Raw genomic sequence first — 18,886 nt, forward strand, 5'->3', positions numbered from 1 at the left:
TCGCAGCGGGTGGGGCCGCGCGGCCTTGCGCAAGGATCAGAGGCCCCACCCCAACCCAGTGCCGGGTGAAACGTCCCCCGGACGTTTCAGGTCGGTCCGGGGGACCGACCGGCCCGACACTCCTGAAGGGGAGGGGCTTAATATGACCGCCGCAATAGAGACGATGAACTTTTCGAGCCGCCTGCTCGGCTGGTACGACCGGTCGGCGCGCATCCTGCCGTGGCGGATCGCGCCGGGAAGCGCGGAGAGCCCCGATCCCTATCGCGTCTGGCTCGCCGAGGTGATGCTGCAGCAGACGACGGTCGCCGCGGTCGCGGGCTATTTCGCGCGCTTCACGGCGCGCTGGCCGACGGTCGCCGACCTCGCCGCCGCCGACGACGCCGACGTCATGGCGGCGTGGGCGGGGCTCGGTTATTATGCCCGCGCGCGCAACCTGCTCGCGTGCGCGCGCGCCGTCGTCGCCGATCATGGCGGGATTTTTCCCGATAGCGAGGCGGGGCTGCGCGCGCTGCCGGGGGTCGGCGACTATACCGCCACGGCGGTCGCGGCGATCGCCTTCGGGCGACCGGCGGTCGTCGTCGATGCCAATATCGAGCGCGTGATCGCGCGCCACCGGCTGATCACAACCCCGCTGCCAACGGCGAAGCGCGAGATTCGCGCCGCGCTCGCCCCGCTCGTCCCCGGCGAGCGGCCGGGCGATTTCGCGCAGGCGTTGATGGATCTCGGTGCCACGATCTGCACGCCGCGCTCGCCTTCCTGCGCGATCTGCCCGGTGATGGCCGATTGCCGCGCGCGCGGCCGGCCCGACATCGAGCGCCTGCCGGTCAAGCCGCCGAAGAAGGCGAAGCCGCATCGCCACGGGCTGGCCTGGTGGATCGAGCGCGACGGCGCGATCTGGCTCGTTCGGCGGCCCGACAAGGGAATGCTGGGCGGGATGCGCGCGCTGCCCGGCGGCGACTGGTCGGACGAACCCCCGCCCGAGTCGGGAATCGTCCGCGTCGATCATGGGTTCACCCATTTCGACCTGACGCTGGCGCTGGTGCGCCGCGACGCGCCGCCCAAAGCCTCTGCCGAAGCGCCGGATGCCGCAGCGGAAGGCATATGGTGGCCGATCGCGGAGCTTGACGCCGCCGGACTGCCGACGCTCTATCGCAAGCTGACCGACAAGATGCTGGAGAGGGATTTATGAACATGATGGTTTCGCGCCGCGCGTTGATGGGCGGAATGGCGCTGGCGGGCGCGGGCGCGCTGCTGCCGCGCGTCGCGCTCGCATGGCGCGCCGACGGCGCGGCGCTTTATCCCGCGACCAGCGCGTTCATCCAAGGCTTCGTCGACCGCCGCGAACTCGCCGGCACGCTCGCCGCGATCGGCAAGGGACAGGAGGCGCCGGTGTTCATCGGCGCGGGGGTGCAGTCGAACGGGTCGCCGACGCCGGTCGGTCCCGACACGTTGTGGCGGCTTTATTCGATGACCAAGCCGGTCACCGGGATCGCGGCGATGCTGCTGATCGAGGACGGCAAGATGACGCTCGACCAGCCGATCGCCGATTTCCTGCCCGCCTTCGCCAATATGAAGGTCCAGAACACCCCCGACGGTTCGATCACCGACGTGCGCCCGGCGAGGGGCCCGATCACGGTGCGCCAATTGCTCACCCATACCGCGGGGCTCGGCTACAACATCATCCAGAAGGGGCCGATCAAGGCGGCCTATGATCGTGCGGGCATCGTCGGCGGCCAGGCGAGCCGCCTGCCGATCCCCGGTTTCGCCGAGGTGACGCCGGCGCCGAGCCTCGCCGTCATGGCCGACCGGCTCGCCGAGCTGCCGCTGGTCTATGAACCGGGGACGAAATGGAGCTATTCGATCGGCCTCGACCTGATGGGGCGGCTGATCGAGGTCGTGTCGGGGCAGGCGTTCGACGCCTTTCTGAAGGCGCGGCTGTTCGGCCCGCTCGGCATGACGAGCACGGGGTTCATGGTGAAGGCGGAGGACGTCGCGCGCTTCACGAGCAATTATGCGCCGTTCGGCGGTGCGCTCATCCCCTTCGACCCCGCCGCGAGTTCGATCTATCTCGATCCCCCGCCCTATCCGTTCGGCGGCGGCGGGCTGGTGTCGAGCGCGCGCGATTACGACCGCTTCCTTGCGATGCTGCTGGGGGAAGGCGCCACGGGCGGGGTGCGCGTGATGAAACCCGAAACCGCAAGGCTTGCGATGTCGAACCTGATCGCCGACAGCGTCGACCGCAAGGGCAGCTTCATCGACGGGCAGGGTTTCGGCGCGGGCGGGCGCGTGTCGCTGCCGACCTCGCCCGGCGGCGAAGGCATTTTCGGCTGGGCGGGCGCCGCGGGGACGATCGGTTTCGTCCACCGCGGGCTCGGCTATCGCGCCGCCGGCTATACGCAGATCATGCCGCCCGAAGCGGTGCCGTTCCAGAGCAAGTTCGGCGAGACTTTCTTCAGGGATGTGACGAGCTGATGCCCTTGCCGCTCGGTTTTACCGGCGCTCGGCTCGACCGCGCCGACCAGTTGCGCACGAACGAGGCCGCGTTCGCCGCCGCCGCGGCGGATCCGCGCGCGACCTGCCTGACGCTCGACGGGATCGATTTTGTTCCGGGGGCGAGCGGCGGGTTGCTGTGGGAGCCGCTCGACCCCGCCGACGAGCGCGCGCTGATGCTGCTCGGGATCGACGATACCGGCGCGCCGCGCTTCGTGCGCGAAGCGGCGGGGGGTCGTATCGACGCGCGTTCGCGCACGGTGATGCGGTTGCTGCCGTTGCTGTCGACCGAGGAGGCCGCGCTCTATGGCGGCGCGCGCAGCCTCGTCGACTGGCACGCACGGCACCGTTTCTGCGCGGTGTGCGGATCGCCCACCGACCTGTTCCGCGGCGGCTGGGGGCGGCGCTGCGGCAGTTGCAACGCCGAGCATTTCCCGCGCGTCGACCCGGTCGTGATCATGCTCGCCGAGTTCGAGGGCCGCGTTCTCGTCGGGCGGCAGGGCGGCTTTCCGCCGGGCTTTTTCTCGGCGCTTGCGGGCTTTGTCGAGCCCGGCGAATCGCTCGAAGAAGCGGTCGCGCGCGAATTGTTCGAGGAGGCGGGCATCCATGTTTCGGACGTCTCCTATGTGGCGAGCCAGCCCTGGCCCTTCCCCTCGTCGCTGATGATCGGATGCCGCGCGGTGGCGAAGGATCCGGCGCTGACGCTCGACACGACCGAGATCGAGGCGGCGATGTGGGTCGACCGCGCCGAGGTGCGCGCGGCGCTTGGCGGAGACATGGGCGCGCCCTTCATGGCGCCGCCGTCGCTGGCGATCGCGCGCTATCTGCTCGAGGACTGGGCGGCATAATGAAAAGGGCCCACCGGTCCGGCCGGTGAGCCCCTGGTCTTTGGGAATGTGCGGGCCGGTGCGACTGTGCGCTTCGAAAGCGTCCAGCCCGGGCTGTCCTATGGCGCGAGGATCGCGACGGCGAGGTACAGCAGCAGAGGCAGGCCGAAGCCCAAGAGCGTCAGTGCGACAAAGGCGATGCGCGTCCACAAGACATCGATGCCGAACTGGTCCGCCATCCCGGCGCAGACGCCGAAGATCATCCCGTTACGGCGATTCTTGCGAAAACCCTGGTTCATTTCTTTCCTTTCGATCCCGGCCTTTTGGCCGGCGTTTTGGGAGTGGGGCGGCTGGTCAGGCGACCAGCCCGCCGAAATGCGCAGCGTTCGGGCCGACAGCGGCGAGGAACATCAGCGAGCAGTAGAGCGAGGCAACACCAGCGATCGCGTAGCTCTTGAACGATTCGACGTTGAAATGGGCCATGATATTTTCCTTCCTTGAACCTTCCATCCGGACCATCCGGTGGATGCCGGAGGTGGTGCAGGGACCGTGCCAATTTCATTCATTGGCGGTTAAGCGCGGTTTTTTGGTTCCAGAAATTTTATTTCAGCGCGAAATATGCGCCAAGATGGTGAAAATTCCCGTTCGTCGGAAAAATTTCTATGCCGGATCAGGGCGCGATGGGCTGGCTTCGCCCGATGCGCTGCGGTAGGCGCGATTCAGAATGACGCTGACCCGCCTATCGCTGACCGATTTTCGCAATCATGCCGCCGCGGACATGGCGGCCGGGCCGGGACTCGTCGCGCTCTACGGCGACAATGGCGCGGGCAAGACCAATATATTGGAGGCGGTCTCGCTGCTCGCGCCGGGGCGCGGGCTGCGCCGCGCGCCGTTGGCGGACATGGTGCGCGACGGAGCGAGCGGCGGCGCCGTCTTTGCCGAGGTTCAGGCGGGCGCCGACCTGCCCCCCGTCGCGCTGGGGACGGGAATGGAGCCCGCGCAGCCGGGGCGGCGGATCGTGCGCATCAACGGCGCCCCCGCCGCGGCGACGGCGCTCGGCGAATGGCTGGCGGTGCTGTGGCTGACCCCCGCGATGGACCGGCTGTTCGTCGAGAGCGCGGGGAATCGGCGCCGCTTCCTCGACCGGCTCGTGCTCGCGCTCGACCCGCGCCACGCGCAGCACGGCAATCGTTATGAAGCGGCGCTACGCGCGCGCGGCAAGCTGCTCGCCGACCCCGCCGGTGCCGACCAGCAATGGCTCGCCAGCCTCGAGGCACAGCTCGCCGAGCATGGCGCCGCGATCGACGCCGCGCGGCAGGCGATGCTCGCGGGGCTGTCGGCCGAACTCGCGGGCCAGCCCGACGCGCCCTTCGCCCGCCCGTTGCTGACGCTCGTCGACAGCGACGGCAAGGCGCGCGCCGCGCCGTATGCGGCCGATACGTTGAAGGCGTTGTTCGCGTCGCGCCGGCGGATCGACGCCGCCGCGGGCCGCGCGACCGCCGGGCCGCATCGCGACGACCTCGACGCCGTCCATGCCGCGACGGGCCGCGCGGCGGCGCGCTGCTCGACCGGCGAGCAAAAGGCGATGCTGCTCTCGCTGATCCTCGCGCACAGCGACTGCGTCGCGCGCGCCAGAGAGAGGCGTCCGCTCCTGTTGCTCGACGAGGTCGCCGCGCATCTCGACCCGCTGCGCCGCGCCGCGCTCTATGATCGACTCGCCGGGCAAGGCGGCCAGGCGTGGCTTACCGGGACCGAGGCGGCGCTGTTCGACGCCATGCCCGGCCCCGCTACGCGCTTTCGCGTCGCGGGCGGGCGGATCGCCGCGGGCTAGAGAATTTCGCGCACCACATCCTGCGGACGGCACAGGCGCACGCCCTTGTCGGTTTCGACGATCGGGCGCTCGACATAGGCGGGGTTGGTCGCCATAGCGGCGATGATCTCGTCCTCGCTCGCGTCCTTCAGGCCGCGCTCTTCGGCGTCGGTGCCGCGCAGGCGCAGCGCGTCGCGCGCGGTGAGGCCAGCGTCGGCGAAGAGCTGGCGCAGCTTGCCGGCGCTATAGGGATTTTTGAGATATTCGACGACGGTGAGCTCGACGCCCGGCGTCTCTTCGAGAATCGCCAGCGTCTTGCGCGAGGTGCCGCATGCGGGGTTGTGCCAGATGGTCGCTTTCATGGAATGGCGTCCTAACGCAGCCTTACCGCGGCGTAAACGCGCTATTCATGGCATATATGGCACATCTTCCCGCATGAAGGGGAACCACCAGCTTGCCTTTCGCGGCCGACACACGACTTATGCGAAGTCGAGGGATCGCCAAAGGCGGCCAATGCGGGGTTGGGTTGCAAGTGAATGAATTGATCGATCGCAGAAGGCTGCTCGCCGGGATCGCGGGAGCGGGGGCGCTGGCCGCCGTTCCGACGCGCGCGCAGCTTCCGAACTGGGTCCAGCAACCGGTGGCGCCATTGCCCCCGCCGGTCGACTATCTCGCCGTCGCGAAGAAGCAGCTTGCGATGCAGGCGCGCAATATCCCGCAGACCGACCGCGTCGGCGTCGTCGATTTCGGCCTGCCCTCGTCGCGCCCGCGTTTCGCTTTGGTCGACATGGTCGCGGGCAAGATCGACATGTTCCCGGTGACGCACGGGCGCGGATCGGATCCGCAGCACGACGGCTGGCTCAAGAGCTTTTCGAGCCGCGTCGGCAGCCTTGCGACTTCGCGCGGCGCCTATCGCACCAGCGACTATTATTGGGGCGCGAACGGATCGTCGATGCGCCTCGCGGGGCTGGAGCCCGACAATTATACCGCCGACCAGCGCGCGATCGTCGTGCACGGCGCCTGGTACGCCGACCCGGCACTGATCGCGACGCAGGGCAAGCTCGGGCGCAGCGAGGGCTGCTTCGTGTTCGGCGAGGAACTGCTGCCGATGATCCTCTACAAGCTGGGGCCCGGCCGACTGCTCTTCGCCGACCGGCTGAGCGCGCATCCGCCGACGCCGACGCCGTTCCAGCTGCCGCCCGCCGACCCGCTGCCGGGAACCGAAAATCTGCGGCGCGCGAGTACGTTCAGCGGGACGCTGCCGACGACCGCGGATTAAGCGGCGAAAGGGTGGGGAACTGCCCTAAGCTCCTCCCTGTGGCGAAGCCATGGGGAGGTGGCAGCGCGAAGCACTGACGAAGGGGCTATTGCGCTACCGTCGCGGCCCCTCCACCACGCCCTGCGGGCGCGGTCCCGCTCCCCGCGGCTTCGCCGCAGGGAGGATATAACGGCCGCTTCCGGTCGCTAGCTGACCCCGCTCAATAAATCCCACTCGTCGAGGGCGTCGTCACGCGCGCGGCGGTGGGGATCGTCGGGACGACCGGCGGCGGCTCGGGCGCGATGATCGTCGCGGTCGGGCGGCCGGGCTTGGCGAAGCTCGCCACCACCGGCGCGTCGCGGCCATAGATGTCGGCGAGCTTTTTCACGCCGCCCTTGCCGTCGGGAACCATCGTCCAATAGGCGACATAGACGGGGAAGGGCTGGTCGAAGCCGAAGCGCGTCGTCTTGCCGCTCGCGATCGCCTCGCCGAATTCCTCGGGGCTTCTCCCCGCGAACATCACCGCCATCAGGCCCGAGAAGTGCAGCGCGCGCTCGGTGCGGATGCAGCCGTGGCTGAACGCGCGCGCCGCGGCGTTGAACGCGCCCTTCGAGGGGGTGTCGTGAAGGTAGATCGCATGCTCGTTGAGCATTTCCATCTTCATCACGCCGAGCGCATTGTTCGCCCCCGGCTGCTGCACCACCGACAGCGTCTTGCCGCTGCCCGTCCAGGTATAGCCCTGCGCGCGCGCCGAGGCGGGGTTGCGCGCGATCGTCGCGCCGATGCCCTCGTTGATGATGCTGCGCGGCAGCGTCCAAGTGGGGTTGACGATGATGCCGGTCGCCATCGGGTTCAATTGCGGCGTCGGGGTCGAATTCTTGCCGACGACGGCCTTGTGCGTGGCGATGGTCGTGCCGCCGTGGACGACGCGCGTGACATATTCGGGGACGTTGCTGACGACATAGCGTTCGCCGAGGCTGCGCGGCATCCAGCGCCAGCGTTCCATATTGACGCGGATCGCATTGGCCTCGGCGGGCGTTTTCGCCGTCTTGAGCGACGCCTTGAGTAGCGCGAAATCGGGATGGACGGGGTCGAGGCTGGCGAGCGTTTCGGGCACCGTTCCGGCGCCGAGCGCGGCCGTGAGCAGCGACAGCAGGGGTTCGCTGTCGCCGTCGCTGTCGGTCATGAACCATTGCTTGCGCGCGGCATTCGGCGTCCGGCCGTCGCGCAGGTGCGTCGCGAGCAACAGGAAGCGGTCGGTCGCGGCCTTGTCGAGCGCCGCCTGATCGTCGGCGAGGATCGCGGCGGCGAGGCCGTCGGGATAATAATCCTTGGCGAACAGGCCCTCGTCGCCGACCTTTTCGATGAAGCTCAGCAGCGCGGTCGCATTGTCCTCGGTCCAGCTCGGCATGTCGATTTGCACGGCGACGACGGGCGCGTCATCCTTCACCTTGTCGGGCTGGAGGATCACCGAATCCTCCTTCACCTCGGTTTGCGCGAAGGCAGGGACCGCGAACAGGGTCAGCGGGAGGAGGAGGAGCGCAGCGGGACGCGCGGAAAAGGGAGCGTTTTTGGCCATGGTCAAAGCCCATAGCCAAAAACAAGAGCTAGCGGAAGTGACGCGGAGCACGCTCCGTCGCAGGTCAAAACTTCCTTTGTCATTCCGGCGGAGGCCGGAATCTCGACGGCGGGACCCCGGCCTTCGCCGGGGTGACGGGATGTGGCTAAGCCCCGGCCTCCTCATCCTGCCGCGCCAGCCATTCCTCGAGCCACTTGATCGTATAGTCGCCGTGGATGACGTCGGGGTCGGCGAGCAAGGCCTGATGGAGCGGGATGTTCGTCTTGACCCCGCCGATCACCATTTCCTCGAGCGCGCGGCGCATCCGCATCATGCAGCTTTCGCGGCTGCGGCCATAGACGATCAGCTTGCCGATCATGCTGTCGTAATAGGGCGGGATCGAATAGCCGGCGTAGAGCCCGCTATCGACGCGGACGTGCATGCCGCCCGCGGCGTGATAGCTCGTCACCTTGCCCGGCGAGGGCAGGAAGCTGCGCGGATCCTCGGCATTGATGCGGCATTCGATCGAATGGCCGCGAAATTCGAGGTCTTCCTGTTTGACCGAAAGCCCCGCGCCGCCCGCGATGCGGATCTGTTCGCGAACGAGGTCGAAACCGGTGATCATCTCGGTCACCGGATGTTCGACCTGGATGCGGGTGTTCATCTCGATGAAGAAGAATTCGCCATTTTCCCACAGGAATTCGATCGTGCCGGCGCCGCGATAGCCCATCGCCGCCATCGCGTCGGCGCAGACCTTGCCCATGCGCGCGCGTTCGTCGGCCGAGATGATCGGCGAAGGCGCTTCTTCGAGCACCTTCTGGTGCCGCCGCTGGAGCGAGCAGTCGCGCTCGCCCAAATGGATCGCGTTGCCGTTGCCGTCGCCGAACACCTGAAATTCGATGTGGCGCGGGTTGCCGAGATATTTTTCCATGTAAACGGTCGGGTCGCCGAAGGCGGCCGCCGCTTCGGAGGAAGCCTGTCCCATCAGGCTTTCGAGGCTGTCCTCGTCGGGGACGACCTTCATGCCGCGCCCGCCGCCGCCCGAGGCGGCCTTGATCAGCACCGGATAGCCGATTTCCTTGGCGAGCTTTTTGGTTTCCTCGCTGAAGGTGACGGCACCGGGAGAGCCCGGAACGACCGGAAGGCCGAGTGCCACCGCGGTACGCTTCGCCTCGACCTTGTCGCCCATCGTGCGGATATGCTCGGGCTTCGGCCCGACGAAGACCATATTATGCGCTTCGATGATCTCGGCGAAACGCTCGTTTTCCGACAGGAAGCCGTAACCCGGGTGGATCGCGTCGGCGCCGGTGATTTCGGCCGCCGCGATGATCGCGGGAATGTTGAGATAGCTGTCCTTTGCCGCGGGCGGGCCGATGCACACCGCCTCGTCGGCGAGGCGGACGTGCATCGCGTCGGTGTCGGCGGTCGAATGGACCGCGACCGTCTTGATGCCCATTTCGTGGCACGCACGATGGATGCGCAGCGCGATCTCGCCGCGGTTGGCGATCAGGAGTTTCTCGATAGCCATAGGATGGATCAGCCGATGGTGAACAGCGGCTGGTCGAACTCGACCGGCTGGCTGTTCTCGACATGCACGGCCTTGAGCGTGCCCGACGCGGTCGCGGTGATCGGGTTCATGACCTTCATCGCTTCGATGATCAGGATCGTGTCGCCGGGCTTCACCGCCGAGCCGACGGCCGCGAAATTGGGCGCGCCGGGTTCGGGCGCGAGATAGACGGTGCCGACCATCGGCGACTTCACCGCGTCGGCGAAATTGTCGGCGGCGGGGGCCGCCGCCGCAGGGGCGGCGGCCGGAGCGGCGGGGGCTGCGGCGGGCGCGGCCACCGGCGCCGGCGCGAAGGCGACGGGTGCGGCGGCGGCGGTCAGCGTGCGCGCGACGCGCACCTTGCGGTCGCCGTCCTCGACCTCGATTTCGCTCAGCTGCGTGTCGTCGAGCAGCTCGGCGAGCGCGCGAACGAACGCCGGATCGATGTTGATGCCATTGTCTTTATGGTCACCCATGAGAATTTTTCCTGCTGTTGCGGCGCTGTCGTTGCAAACGCCCGGACCCCGATTTTTGATGCGCCCTATTGTCAGAGACGCGCGGCGGCGTCCAGCGCCAGCGTATAGCTGTTCGCGCCATGCCCTGCAAAATGCTGGGCCGCCGCCATGCCGACATAGCTGATGTGGCGAAACGTCTCGCGCTGCATCGGGTCCGACAGATGGACCTCGATCACCGGCACCTTGATCGACTTGATCGCGTCGTGGATCGCGATCGAGGTATGCGTATAGCCCCCCGCGTTGAGCAGCACCGCCTTGGCGCCAGCGATATAGGCTTCGTGCAGCCAGTCGATCAGCACGCCCTCATGGTTCGTCTGGCGGCATTCGAGCCTGATCCCTAGCCCCTCCGCCTGCGCCTCCAGCCGCGCGTGAATGTCGTTGAGCGTGTCATGGCCATAGATTTCGGGCTCGCGCGTGCCGAGCAGGTTGAGATTGGGGCCGGAGAGGACAAAGACGGTCGGAAGTTCAGCCAAGGCACGGCCTTTCGGTTGCGGCGTTGCGGGCTCCCCCTATATGGGCTGCTCGGCAAAAGGCAAAGCGAGGCGAATTGACGTGATTTCGGTCATTCTCAACGGCGAACCCCGGCAGGTGCGCGAAGGCAGCATCGCCGACCTCGTCGCGTCGCTCGGCCTCGACGTCAAGAAGGTCGCGGTCGAGCGCAACCGCGACATCGTCCCGCGCTCGACGCTCGCCGACGTCGCGCTCGCCGAGGGCGATGCGCTCGAAATCGTTCATTTCGTAGGAGGCGGTTGAGTTGTCAGCGGATCAGTGGAGCGTCGCCGGCCGGACATTTACGTCGCGGCTGATCGTCGGCACCGGCAAATACAAGGATTTCGAACAGAACGCCGCCGCCCTCGAAGCGTCGGGGGCGGAGATCGTCACCGTCGCGGTGCGCCGCGTCAATGTGTCCGATCCGACGGCGCCGATGCTCACCGACTATATTGATCCCAAGAAGGTCACTTACCTCCCCAACACCGCGGGCTGTTTCAACGCCGACGAAGCGATCCGCACCTTGCGCCTCGCGCGCGAGGCGGGAGGCTGGGATCTGGTGAAGCTCGAGGTGCTCGGCGAGGCGAAGACGCTCTATCCCAATATGCGCGAAACGCTCGAGGCGACCGAGGTGCTCGCGAAGGAGGGCTTCCTGCCCATGGTTTACTGCGTCGACGATCCGATCGCCGCGAAGCAGCTTGAGGATGCGGGCGCGGTCGCGATCATGCCCTTGGGCGCACCGATCGGGTCGGGGCTCGGCATCCAGAACCGCGTGACGATCCGCCTGATCGTCGAGGGCGCCTCGGTGCCCGTGCTCGTCGATGCCGGCGTCGGCACCGCGAGCGACGCCGCGGTCGCGATGGAGCTCGGTTGCGACGGGGTGCTGATGAACACCGCGATCGCCGAGGCGAAGGACCCGATTCTTATGGCGCGCGCGATGAAGCGCGCGGTCGAGGCGGGACGCGACGCCTATCTGGCGGGGCGCATGGGACTTCGCAAATATGCCGATCCGTCGAGCCCGCTCGCGGGGTTGATCTAGGCCCCGCTTCCAACAAGCTTGAGCGCTTCCCCCGTCGCTGGCATATCGGCACAGGCACCGGGTCGCACGGCGCCGATATAAAATGGGGGAACTGCCATGGACAAGTTTTTCGGAAATCTGCACGCCGTGCTCGGCACGGGCCTGGTGCTCGCAATTATCCTGATGCTGTGCCTCAACGGCCAGAATTTCGAGGACGGCGTCGCCGCGGGCAACGCGATCATGCGCTGGCTGCACACCTTCTTCGGCGTGCTGTGGATCGGGCTGCTTTACTATTTCAACTTCGTCCAGATGCCGACGATGCCCAAGATTCCGGCCGAGCTGAAACCCGCCGTCGGCAAGCATATCGCGCCCGCCGCGCTCTTCTGGTTCCGCTGGGCGGCACTGCTGACCGTCTTGCTGGGGATCGGCATCGCGGGGCACGCCAAATATCTGGCGCCCGCGCTGGGACTGCAGGAACCTTACCGGCTGATCGGCGTCGGCATGTGGCTGGGGCTGATCATGGCGTTCAACGTCTGGTTCCTGATCTGGCCGAACCAGAAAAAGGCGCTGGGGATCGTCGAGGCCGACGACGCGGCCAAGGCCAAGGCCGCGCGGACCGCGATGATCTTTTCGCGGACCAACACCTTGCTGTCGATCCCGATGCTCTATGCGATGGTGAATTTCAGCTAAGCCAACATCCTCCCTGTGGCGAAGCCATGGGGAGGTGGCGGCGGCGTAGCCGCTGACGGAGGGGCGATAGCGCAGCGTTGCCGCCCCTCCACCACCGCCTGCGGCGGCGGTCCCCCTCCCCATGCCCTTCGGGCACAGGGAGGATTTGCTCATCCCTCCACCGCCGCCTTGTGCATGCGGCCGTTCATCACATAATGCGCGACGCCGAGCTGCATGCCCGCCGCCTGCGCATCGCCGATTTCGCGCACGCGCCGCGCGGGCGATCCGGCCCAGAGTTCGCGGTCGGGAATTTCCTTATTCTCGGTCAGCAGCGCGCCCGCGGCGAGCATCGCGTCGCTGCCGATGCGGCAGCCGTTCATCACCGTCGCTTTCAGGCCGACGAAGGCCCGATCCGCCAGCGTGCAGCCGTGCACCATCGCGAGATGGCCGATCAGCACATCTTCGCCGATGATCGTCGGAAAGCCTTCGGGGTGATGCGGCATCGGGCCGTCGCAATGGACGACGCTGCCGTCCTGGATGTTCGATCGCGCACCGACGACGATATGGCTGACGTCGGCGCGCAGCACGCAATTATACCAGATGCTGACGTCGGGCCCGATCGTCACGTCGCCGATGATCCGGCAGCCGGGCGCGATGAAGGCGCTGGGGTCGATCCGCGGCGTCTTGCCATTGACGCTGATGATGCTGACGTCCTGATATGTCATTCGTCGCGGCCTCCGATGATATTCTTCCAGATGAGGACCGGCAGCGTCGAGGCATAATCGTCGGTCCAGCGGGTGAAACCGGGGCGCGCCTCGAGCGGAACCCACGCCCCATCGTCGTAGCTATCCTTGCGCGGCCGGATGCCGCCGGTCAATTGCCGCATCCGGTCCGGCGTCGCGGTCAGCGCGACCCAGTTCGACCCCGTCAGATCGCCATATTCGTCGCCCGCCGGGCCGGGATCCATGCGGATCGCCGCGGTCCAGCCGCGCGCCTTCGCCTCCGCCGCGAGCACGGGTTCGAGCCCGAAGAAGCGGTTCGAGATATGGATGAGCAGGATGCCGCCGGGTTTCAGCGCGCGCGCATAGATGCCGATCGCTTCCTTCGTCAGCAGATGGAGCGGGATCGCGTCCGACGAAAAGGCGTCGATGACGATGATGTCGAAGTGGCCCGAGGGTTGCTCGGCGATCCGGAGCCGCGCATCGCCGATGACGATCGGCGTGTCGGGCGCGCAGTCGGAAAGGAAAGTGAATTTGGCGGGATCGCGCGCGATGTCGACCATCACCGGATCGATCTCGAAAATCGTCCAGTCCTGCCCCGGCTTCCGATAACAAGCGAGCGTCCCTGCGCCGAGCCCGACGATGCCGACCGACGCGTTCGGACCCGCGAGCGCCTCGGCCCTGCCCAATGTCAGCCCGACCCCCGACTGCGGCCCATAATAGGTCGTCGGGTCGCGCCGGTGTTCGGCGTCGGTGCGCTGGAGCCCGTGGAGCGTCGTGCCGTGCGCGAGGCGGCGCTGGTTCGTTTCGGGATAGTCGGTGACCGTATAGACGCCGAAATAGCTGCGCACGCGCGCGTCGGTGAAGCTTTCCTGGATCGTGTCCCAGCCGCCCACACCGATCATCAGCAGCGCGAGCGCCGACACGAAGGCCCAGCGCCAGCCGATCACGAGCATGCCGATGACGAAGATCGCGACGCCCCACACGGTCACGGCCTGGTCGAGCCGCCCGGTCCAGTCTTCGACCATGTGCCACGCGGCAAAGGCGGCGATCGCGACGAGCAGCACCACCAGCGCCCGCGCGGCCTTGTCCTCGAGTCCCAGCCATTTGTCCCACGGGAGAAGCGCAGGGAGCGGGATCAGCATCGCCGCAGCGAGAATCAGCAGCGGATGCTCGTACACCCAGTCGAAGATCAGCGGCGCGAACAGCGCGGCGAACAGCCCGCCGATGACGCCGCCCGCCGACATGATCAGATAGAAAAGCGTCAGGTGCCGCGCGCCCGGGCGGAGGTGATAGAGATAGCCGTGGAGCGCGACCGCGACGGTGAAGAGCATCGCGAGGCTGGCGAGCGCGACCATCATCGACCCGCCGCCTGAGCTCAGCAGCCCGAGCCCGCCGACCGCGAGCAGCACCACCGGCGCGAGCAAAGTGATGATCTGCGTCAGACGCGTGAACGTCGAAAAGGCGATGACGAAGCTCAGAAGATAGAGGCCGAGCGGCAGCACCCATAGCAAGGGCATCGCGACGATGTCGGTGGTGAGATGCGTCGTCGTCGACAGCATCAGCCCCGACGGGACCGCGGCGATCAGCAGCCAGTGGACCTGCCGCCGCAGCGTCGGGCGCGGTTCGTCGGTGACGGCGGCGTGCGCCTCAATCCCAGCGTGCCGGCGCGCCGCCGCCGCGCCCGCGACGAGCAGGACGAGCAGCACATAGCCCGCGGTCCAGCCCCAGCTTTGCGCGGCGAGCGGCATCGCGGGTTCGACGAGCGCCGGATAGCTGATCAGGCCCGCAAAGCTGCCGAGGTTCGACGCGGCGTAGAGATAATAGGGGTCGCCGGCGCGGGGATCGGCGGCGAACCAGCGTTGCATCAACGGCGCCTGCGCCGACACGACGAAGAAAACGGGGCCGATCGACGCAAGCAGGAGCAAGGGCACCCACAGCGCCTCCTGCCCCGGGCCGGGCGATGCGAGCTGCGCGATACCGATCGGGAGCCAGAGCGCGGCGACGAGAAAAAGCGCAAGATGGATGATCGCCTGCCGCCGCACGGTAAAGCGGCCGAGCCAGTGCGCATAGGCGTAGCCGCCGAGCAGCAGTGCCTGATAGACGAGCATCGCGCTGTTCCACACCGCGGGCGCGCCGCCGAGCTTGGGCAGCACCATCCGCGCGACCATCGGCTGGACGAGGAAGAGGAGAAAGCTGCCGACGAGGATCGTCAGCACGAACAGCCAGCGGCGCGGCGACAGCGAAGATGTCATGCGGTTTTCCATGTCGAGCGCGGCAACGAATAGGTGACGTGCGGCCGCAAGCGGTCGCCTTCGGCCAGTTTGGGATGATCGAAGTCGAGGTCGGCGCGATAGTGCATGCCGAGCCGTTCCATCACCGCGCGGCTGCGGACATTGCCCCGCCATGTAATCGCCCGGATTTCATCGTCGGGCAGATTGGCGAAGCTCCACGCCGCCGCACCGCGGGCCGCCTCGCTCGCGAAACCCGCGCCCCAGCAATCGCGCGCGAGCCGCCAGCCGATCTCGACCTTGTCCGCCACCGGACCCGTGTCGCCGCGGATCACGCCGCACCAGCCGATCAGCCGCGCATCTTCGCGGCGCTCGAGCGCCCAGAAGCAATGACCATGCGCGGCTTCATGCTCGCGCATCCATGCGATCCGCGCCGCGGTGGCATCGATATCGAGCGGCGGGCCGAGCGTCGCCATGACCTCGGGATCGCTGCATATCCGCTGGAAAGGCACGATGTCTTCGTCGCGCCAACTGCGCATCCGCAGCCGGCCGGTGTCGATCGCGATCCCGGTCATGCACGCCCATCCCACGCTTCGCGCGCGATGCGCCACACGGTGGTCGGATTGTCCTCGACCGGATAATCGGGATCGAAATAATCGAGCGCGGGGAGGCGCTCGAAGCCCAGCCGCAGCATCATGCGGGTCGATCCGATATTCGAATCACTGGTTTGCCCAAAAATGGCCGCACAATGAGAAGCCGCGAAGCCATAGCCCAGCGCCGCGCGCGCCGCCTCGGTCGCATAACCCTGCCCCCACGCCCGTTCGGCGAGCGTCCAGCCGATCTCGCTCGCGCCGCGCAGAGCTTCGGGCGCGGCTTCGCTATGCACATGAAACAGGCCGCAGCGACCTATGCGGCGGTCGTCGTCGCGCCGCCATATTGTCCATCGCCGATGCCCGGCCGCTTCTGCGAAAGCTGCGATATCGGCAGCAAGGCCGTCGGCGACCTCCGCATCGCTCCGCATTCCGCCGAGGTGGCGCATCACCGCTTCGCTATTCATCTCGGCGCGTATCCACGGCAAGTCCTCCGCGCTCGGAGGACGCAGCACCAGCCGTTCGGTCTCGATCATGCACCAAGCAGTCTCGCGGCATGGAGCGCGTGATAGCTGAGTACGCCCGAGGCGCCGGCACGGCGGAAGGCGAGCAGGGTTTCGAGGACGAGCGCATCGCGGTCGCCCGCGCCGGCAGCCGCCGACGCCTCGATCATCGCATATTCGCCCGACACCTGATAGGCGTAGACGGGCACCGCGAAATTGTCCTTCACCGCGCGTATGATGTCGAGATAGGGCAGCCCGGGCTTGACCATCACGCTGTCGGCGCCCTCGGCCAGGTCCTGCGCGACCTCGCGCAGCGCTTCCTCGCTGTTCGCGGGGTCCATCTGGTACGTCTTCTTGTCGCCCTTCAAGAGCCCGCGCGAGCCGACCGCGTCGCGGAACGGGCCATAAAAGGCCGAGGCATATTTGGCGGCATAGCTCATGATCTGGACATGGCCGAAGCCTTCGGCCTCGAGCGCCTGCCGGACCCTGCCGATACGGCCGTCCATCATGTCGCTGGGCGCGATGATGTCGGCGCCCGCGCGCGCCTGATTGAGCGCCTGCCCGACGAGCACCTCGACCGTTTCGTCGTTGAGGACATAGCCCGCGCCGTCGATCAGCCCGTCCTGCCCGTGGCTGGTATAGGGATCGAGCGCGACGTCGGTGAGGACCCCGATCTCGTCGCCGAGCGCCTGCTTGATCGCGGCGGTGGCGCGGCACATGAGGTTATCGGGATTGAGCGCCTCGCCGCCATCCGCGCTGCGCCGCTCGGCCTGCGTATAGGGGAAGAGCGCGAGGCACGGGATGCCCGCCGCGACCGCCTCCTTCGCGCGCTCGACGAGCAGGTCGACCGACCAGCGCGACACGCCGGGCAGGCTCGCGACCGGTTCCTCGCGGTCCGATCCGTCGCAGACGAAGAGCGGCCAGATGAGGTTCGCGGGCGAAAGATGCGTTTCGCGCACCATCGCGCGGCTCCAGCCGGTGCGGCGGGTGCGGCGCAGGCGCAGGTCGGGGAAAGCGGCGTGGGTCATGCGGCGTGCATAGCGGCGCGCGGGCGCGGGGCAAATGGATAATGGAGCGCAAACCTCCCCTCCCGCTTGCGGGAGGGAGGGGCTTATATCCCGTCGCCCGCCCGCTTCGACGCCACATCGGCGAGGCTGCCGAGCTGCGGTCCCTCGACCTGCTTCGGCGCGATCGGGGTGAGTGCGGCGCCCGGGGCGACCGAGGTCAGTTCGCGGATGCGCGCACGGAAGGCGGCGAGCGCCTTGCCCTCGAGCAGCGCGCGGGTGACGAAGGTCACCGACGACGGGTTGACCGCGCGGCCGTTGCGATACAGCTCGTAATGGAGATGCGGGCCGGTCGACAGGCCGGTCGAGCCGATATAGCCGATCACCTGCCCGCGCTTGACGCGCTGGCCCGACCGTACCGCGATCCGGCTCATATGCCCGTAACCGGTGCCGAGCCCCTTGCCGTGATTGAGCTTCACATAATTGCCGAAACCGCCGTGGCGCCCGGCGATCGTCACGATGCCGTCGGTCACCGCATAGATCGGCGCGCCATAGCCGCCGCCGAAATCCATGCCGCTGTGCATGCGCTTGTAACCGAGGATCGGGTGGCGCCGCATCCCGAAATTCGAAGTGACGCGGCCGCGCGTCGGCCGCGTCATGCCGCCGCGCTGTTCGCCGACGCCCGACGCCTCGAACCATTGGGAGCGGCCGTCGGCATTCCATTCGAGCATCGAGAGTTTGGGTTTCCCGCCGCGAATGAGCCCGGCGTAGAGCAGCTTGCCCGTCTCGCTTTCGCCCGTTTCGGCGCGGCGATAGTCGACGATGATGTCGAACTCGTCGCTGCTGCGAATATCGCGGCTGACCGAAATCTGGCGGCCGATGACGCGCAGATAGGACTGGATCGCCTCCGGCGGCGCACCCGCGGCGCGCGCCGAGCGGTAGAGGCTGTCGCCGACTTTGCCGCGGATACGCAGCGGCGTCGCATCGACCGCGATCGGGATACGCCGCATCATGAGCTGGCCGCCGACGCGCTCCATTTCGATGCGCAGGTCGAAACGCGCGCGCATCGCGAGCGCTTCGACCGGGCGCGGCATGGTACGCGCGGCGCGGCGGCCGAGGATCAGGTCGATGCGCGTGCCCGGCGCGATGTCGGCCAGCGGAACCGCGCCCGACACGCGGTTTGCCAGCGCCTGCGCCTCGCTGCTCCCGACGCCCGAGCGTTCGAGCAGGCGCGCGAAGCTGTCGCCGCGCCCCAGGGTGGCGGTGAGTTCGATCTGCGGCCGTTCGGGGGTCTGAGTGAGCGGGCGGACGGCGTCGGTCGCCGCCATGTGGCGGCCGGTGTCGCCGCCGAAGGCCAGCGGCACGATCATCTGCGCGCGCGCTTCGTTGAAATCGGCGGCGTCGAGCGCGGGCGCGCCCACCGCGAGCGGCTGGACGCCCGGGAAGGTCGCGATCGCGGTGCCGCAAAGCAGGGTTAACGTCGCGAGCCCGCGCCACCATTCGGCCGATCCGATGTTGCTGCCAAGGTCGGGGACAAGGTCGAGTTGCGCCAGCCGGTCGCGCCAGCCGAGCTGCGGCTGCGCGCCGGAATCGGCCCGCCGCAGCGGGATCGCTTGCGACATCGTGAGCGCCGCCGCGTTGCCGGACATCCCCGCGATG

At 67.7% G+C, this 18,886-nt stretch carries 22 protein-coding genes; 9 read left to right on the plus strand and 13 right to left on the minus strand.

The window, feature by feature from the left end:
* Positions 1–142: 142 nt before the first annotated feature.
* Genes OVY29_RS13225 through nudC form a run of 3 tightly spaced genes read left to right on the plus strand, consistent with a single transcriptional unit; the run spans position 143 to position 3,338 of the window.
* Positions 143–1,189, plus strand: coding sequence for an A/G-specific adenine glycosylase (locus tag OVY29_RS13225; protein WP_037554943.1), 1,047 nt, complete (start codon positions 143–145; stop codon positions 1,187–1,189).
* On the plus strand, positions 1,186–2,472 hold the full coding sequence (locus tag OVY29_RS13230; RefSeq protein WP_037554942.1) for a serine hydrolase domain-containing protein: 1,287 nt from the start codon (positions 1,186–1,188) through the stop codon (positions 2,470–2,472). Before OVY29_RS13225 ends, OVY29_RS13230 begins: the two co-directional genes overlap by 4 nt.
* Positions 2,472–3,338, plus strand: coding sequence for an NAD(+) diphosphatase (gene nudC / locus OVY29_RS13235; protein WP_037554941.1), 867 nt, complete (start codon positions 2,472–2,474; stop codon positions 3,336–3,338). Before OVY29_RS13230 ends, nudC begins: the two co-directional genes overlap by 1 nt.
* 98 nt (positions 3,339–3,436) lie before the next feature.
* Here the strand turns inward: nudC and OVY29_RS13240 are convergent, their stop codons facing one another.
* Together OVY29_RS13240 and OVY29_RS13245 are read right to left on the minus strand one after the other, a co-directional pair.
* Complete coding sequence (locus OVY29_RS13240; RefSeq protein WP_037554940.1) at positions 3,437–3,616, minus strand: PspC domain-containing protein; 180 nt, start codon at positions 3,614–3,616, stop codon at positions 3,437–3,439.
* Between the two features lie 55 nt (positions 3,617–3,671).
* Complete coding sequence (locus OVY29_RS13245; RefSeq protein ID WP_268746858.1) at positions 3,672–3,800, minus strand: hypothetical protein; 129 nt, start codon at positions 3,798–3,800, stop codon at positions 3,672–3,674.
* Between OVY29_RS13245 and OVY29_RS13250 the strand changes: the two genes are divergently transcribed.
* Both OVY29_RS13250 and recF read left to right on the plus strand, forming a co-directional pair.
* Positions 3,799–4,029 carry a hypothetical protein gene (locus tag OVY29_RS13250; RefSeq protein ID WP_152567597.1) on the plus strand — a complete coding sequence of 77 codons (231 nt, stop codon included), beginning with the start codon at positions 3,799–3,801 and terminating at the stop codon, positions 4,027–4,029. The genes OVY29_RS13245 and OVY29_RS13250 overlap by 2 nt on opposite strands.
* Before the next feature lie 12 nt (positions 4,030–4,041).
* Positions 4,042–5,148: a DNA replication/repair protein RecF gene (gene recF / locus OVY29_RS13255; RefSeq protein ID WP_313911566.1), complete on the plus strand. Its 1,107-nt coding sequence runs from the start codon at positions 4,042–4,044 to the stop codon at positions 5,146–5,148.
* Here recF and arsC read toward each other — a convergent pair.
* Positions 5,145–5,489: an arsenate reductase (glutaredoxin) gene (gene arsC / locus OVY29_RS13260; RefSeq protein WP_037554938.1), complete on the minus strand. Its 345-nt coding sequence runs from the start codon at positions 5,487–5,489 to the stop codon at positions 5,145–5,147. The genes recF and arsC overlap by 4 nt on opposite strands.
* Positions 5,490–5,659: 170 nt before the next feature.
* On the opposite strand from arsC, the gene OVY29_RS13265 reads away from it, so the two are divergent.
* Complete coding sequence (locus tag OVY29_RS13265) at positions 5,660–6,406, plus strand: murein L,D-transpeptidase catalytic domain-containing protein (protein ID WP_052182175.1); 747 nt, start codon at positions 5,660–5,662, stop codon at positions 6,404–6,406.
* Between the two features lie 199 nt (positions 6,407–6,605).
* Here OVY29_RS13265 and OVY29_RS13270 read toward each other — a convergent pair whose 3' ends face one another.
* From OVY29_RS13270 to OVY29_RS13285, 4 genes are all read right to left on the minus strand, one after another.
* The gene (locus tag OVY29_RS13270) at positions 6,606–7,964 is read right to left on the minus strand and encodes a L,D-transpeptidase family protein (RefSeq protein WP_200880166.1); all 1,359 of its coding nucleotides are present in this window, start codon (positions 7,962–7,964) and stop codon (positions 6,606–6,608) included.
* Positions 7,965–8,109: 145 nt separating this feature from the next.
* Positions 8,110–9,471 carry an acetyl-CoA carboxylase biotin carboxylase subunit gene (accC, locus tag OVY29_RS13275; RefSeq protein WP_037554937.1) on the minus strand — a complete coding sequence of 454 codons (1,362 nt, stop codon included), beginning with the start codon at positions 9,469–9,471 and terminating at the stop codon, positions 8,110–8,112.
* An 8-nt stretch (positions 9,472–9,479) separates the two neighbouring features.
* Positions 9,480–9,965, minus strand: coding sequence for an acetyl-CoA carboxylase biotin carboxyl carrier protein (gene accB, locus OVY29_RS13280; RefSeq protein WP_313911567.1), 486 nt, complete (start codon positions 9,963–9,965; stop codon positions 9,480–9,482).
* 71 nt (positions 9,966–10,036) lie between these two features.
* On the minus strand, positions 10,037–10,477 hold the full coding sequence (locus OVY29_RS13285; protein ID WP_037554935.1) for a type II 3-dehydroquinate dehydratase: 441 nt from the start codon (positions 10,475–10,477) through the stop codon (positions 10,037–10,039).
* 79 nt (positions 10,478–10,556) lie between these two features.
* Between OVY29_RS13285 and thiS the strand changes: the two genes are divergently transcribed.
* The 3 genes from thiS to OVY29_RS13300 all read left to right on the plus strand — a co-directional run bounded on the left by thiS (position 10,557) and on the right by OVY29_RS13300 (position 12,201).
* Positions 10,557–10,757: a sulfur carrier protein ThiS gene (thiS, locus tag OVY29_RS13290; RefSeq protein WP_037554934.1), complete on the plus strand. Its 201-nt coding sequence runs from the start codon at positions 10,557–10,559 to the stop codon at positions 10,755–10,757.
* A 1-nt stretch (position 10,758) separates the two neighbouring features.
* Complete coding sequence (locus tag OVY29_RS13295) at positions 10,759–11,532, plus strand: bifunctional sulfur carrier protein/thiazole synthase protein (RefSeq protein WP_037554933.1); 774 nt, start codon at positions 10,759–10,761, stop codon at positions 11,530–11,532.
* A 96-nt stretch (positions 11,533–11,628) separates the two neighbouring features.
* Complete coding sequence (locus tag OVY29_RS13300) at positions 11,629–12,201, plus strand: urate hydroxylase PuuD (RefSeq protein WP_037554932.1); 573 nt, start codon at positions 11,629–11,631, stop codon at positions 12,199–12,201.
* 149 nt (positions 12,202–12,350) lie between these two features.
* Here OVY29_RS13300 and OVY29_RS13305 read toward each other — a convergent pair whose 3' ends face one another.
* The 6 genes from OVY29_RS13305 to OVY29_RS13330 form a co-directional block, all read right to left on the minus strand.
* The gene (locus tag OVY29_RS13305; protein ID WP_037554931.1) at positions 12,351–12,905 is read right to left on the minus strand and encodes a gamma carbonic anhydrase family protein; all 555 of its coding nucleotides are present in this window, start codon (positions 12,903–12,905) and stop codon (positions 12,351–12,353) included.
* Positions 12,902–15,154, minus strand: coding sequence for a fused MFS/spermidine synthase (locus OVY29_RS13310; RefSeq protein WP_037554930.1), 2,253 nt, complete (start codon positions 15,152–15,154; stop codon positions 12,902–12,904). The genes OVY29_RS13305 and OVY29_RS13310 overlap by 4 nt, the downstream gene beginning before the upstream one ends.
* Entirely contained in the window at positions 15,151–15,705 is a 555-nt protein-coding gene (locus OVY29_RS13315; RefSeq protein ID WP_037554929.1) for a GNAT family N-acetyltransferase, read from the minus strand. The genes OVY29_RS13310 and OVY29_RS13315 overlap by 4 nt, the downstream gene beginning before the upstream one ends.
* On the minus strand, positions 15,702–16,256 hold the full coding sequence (locus OVY29_RS13320; protein ID WP_037554928.1) for a GNAT family N-acetyltransferase: 555 nt from the start codon (positions 16,254–16,256) through the stop codon (positions 15,702–15,704). The genes OVY29_RS13315 and OVY29_RS13320 overlap by 4 nt, the downstream gene beginning before the upstream one ends.
* Complete coding sequence (hemB, locus tag OVY29_RS13325; RefSeq protein WP_037554927.1) at positions 16,253–17,251, minus strand: porphobilinogen synthase; 999 nt, start codon at positions 17,249–17,251, stop codon at positions 16,253–16,255. The genes OVY29_RS13320 and hemB overlap by 4 nt, the downstream gene beginning before the upstream one ends.
* 83 nt (positions 17,252–17,334) lie before the next feature.
* Positions 17,335–18,876 (minus strand): peptidoglycan DD-metalloendopeptidase family protein, encoded by a 1,542-nt coding sequence (locus OVY29_RS13330; RefSeq protein ID WP_409581481.1) that lies wholly within the window; start codon positions 18,874–18,876, stop codon positions 17,335–17,337.
* Positions 18,877–18,886: the final 10 nt, after the last annotated feature.

Origin of the sequence: Sphingopyxis sp. SE2 (assembly GCF_032227185.1) — a bacterium.
In the GTDB taxonomy this organism is placed as follows: Bacteria; Pseudomonadota; Alphaproteobacteria; order Sphingomonadales; family Sphingomonadaceae; genus Sphingopyxis.

Coding starts and splice junctions, on each gene's coding strand:
- OVY29_RS13225 (WP_037554943.1), top strand. CDS start 143: ATGACCGCCGCAATAGAGACGATGAACTTTTCGAGCCGCCTGCTCGGC.
- OVY29_RS13230 (WP_037554942.1), top strand. CDS start 1,186: ATGAACATGATGGTTTCGCGCCGCGCGTTGATGGGCGGAATGGCGCTG.
- nudC (WP_037554941.1), top strand. CDS start 2,472: ATGCCCTTGCCGCTCGGTTTTACCGGCGCTCGGCTCGACCGCGCCGAC.
- OVY29_RS13240 (WP_037554940.1), bottom strand. CDS start 3,616: ATGAACCAGGGTTTTCGCAAGAATCGCCGTAACGGGATGATCTTCGGC.
- OVY29_RS13250 (WP_152567597.1), top strand. CDS start 3,799: ATGATATTTTCCTTCCTTGAACCTTCCATCCGGACCATCCGGTGGATG.
- OVY29_RS13245 (WP_268746858.1), bottom strand. CDS start 3,800: ATGGCCCATTTCAACGTCGAATCGTTCAAGAGCTACGCGATCGCTGGT.
- recF (WP_313911566.1), top strand. CDS start 4,042: ATGACGCTGACCCGCCTATCGCTGACCGATTTTCGCAATCATGCCGCC.
- arsC (WP_037554938.1), bottom strand. CDS start 5,489: ATGAAAGCGACCATCTGGCACAACCCCGCATGCGGCACCTCGCGCAAG.
- OVY29_RS13270 (WP_200880166.1), bottom strand. CDS start 7,964: ATGGCCAAAAACGCTCCCTTTTCCGCGCGTCCCGCTGCGCTCCTCCTC.
- accC (WP_037554937.1), bottom strand. CDS start 9,471: ATGGCTATCGAGAAACTCCTGATCGCCAACCGCGGCGAGATCGCGCTG.
- accB (WP_313911567.1), bottom strand. CDS start 9,965: ATGGGTGACCATAAAGACAATGGCATCAACATCGATCCGGCGTTCGTT.
- OVY29_RS13300 (WP_037554932.1), top strand. CDS start 11,629: ATGGACAAGTTTTTCGGAAATCTGCACGCCGTGCTCGGCACGGGCCTG.
- OVY29_RS13305 (WP_037554931.1), bottom strand. CDS start 12,905: ATGACATATCAGGACGTCAGCATCATCAGCGTCAATGGCAAGACGCCG.
- OVY29_RS13310 (WP_037554930.1), bottom strand. CDS start 15,154: ATGACATCTTCGCTGTCGCCGCGCCGCTGGCTGTTCGTGCTGACGATC.
- OVY29_RS13315 (WP_037554929.1), bottom strand. CDS start 15,705: ATGACCGGGATCGCGATCGACACCGGCCGGCTGCGGATGCGCAGTTGG.
- OVY29_RS13320 (WP_037554928.1), bottom strand. CDS start 16,256: ATGATCGAGACCGAACGGCTGGTGCTGCGTCCTCCGAGCGCGGAGGAC.
- hemB (WP_037554927.1), bottom strand. CDS start 17,251: ATGACCCACGCCGCTTTCCCCGACCTGCGCCTGCGCCGCACCCGCCGC.
- OVY29_RS13330 (WP_409581481.1), bottom strand. CDS start 18,876: ATGTCCGGCAACGCGGCGGCGCTCACGATGTCGCAAGCGATCCCGCTG.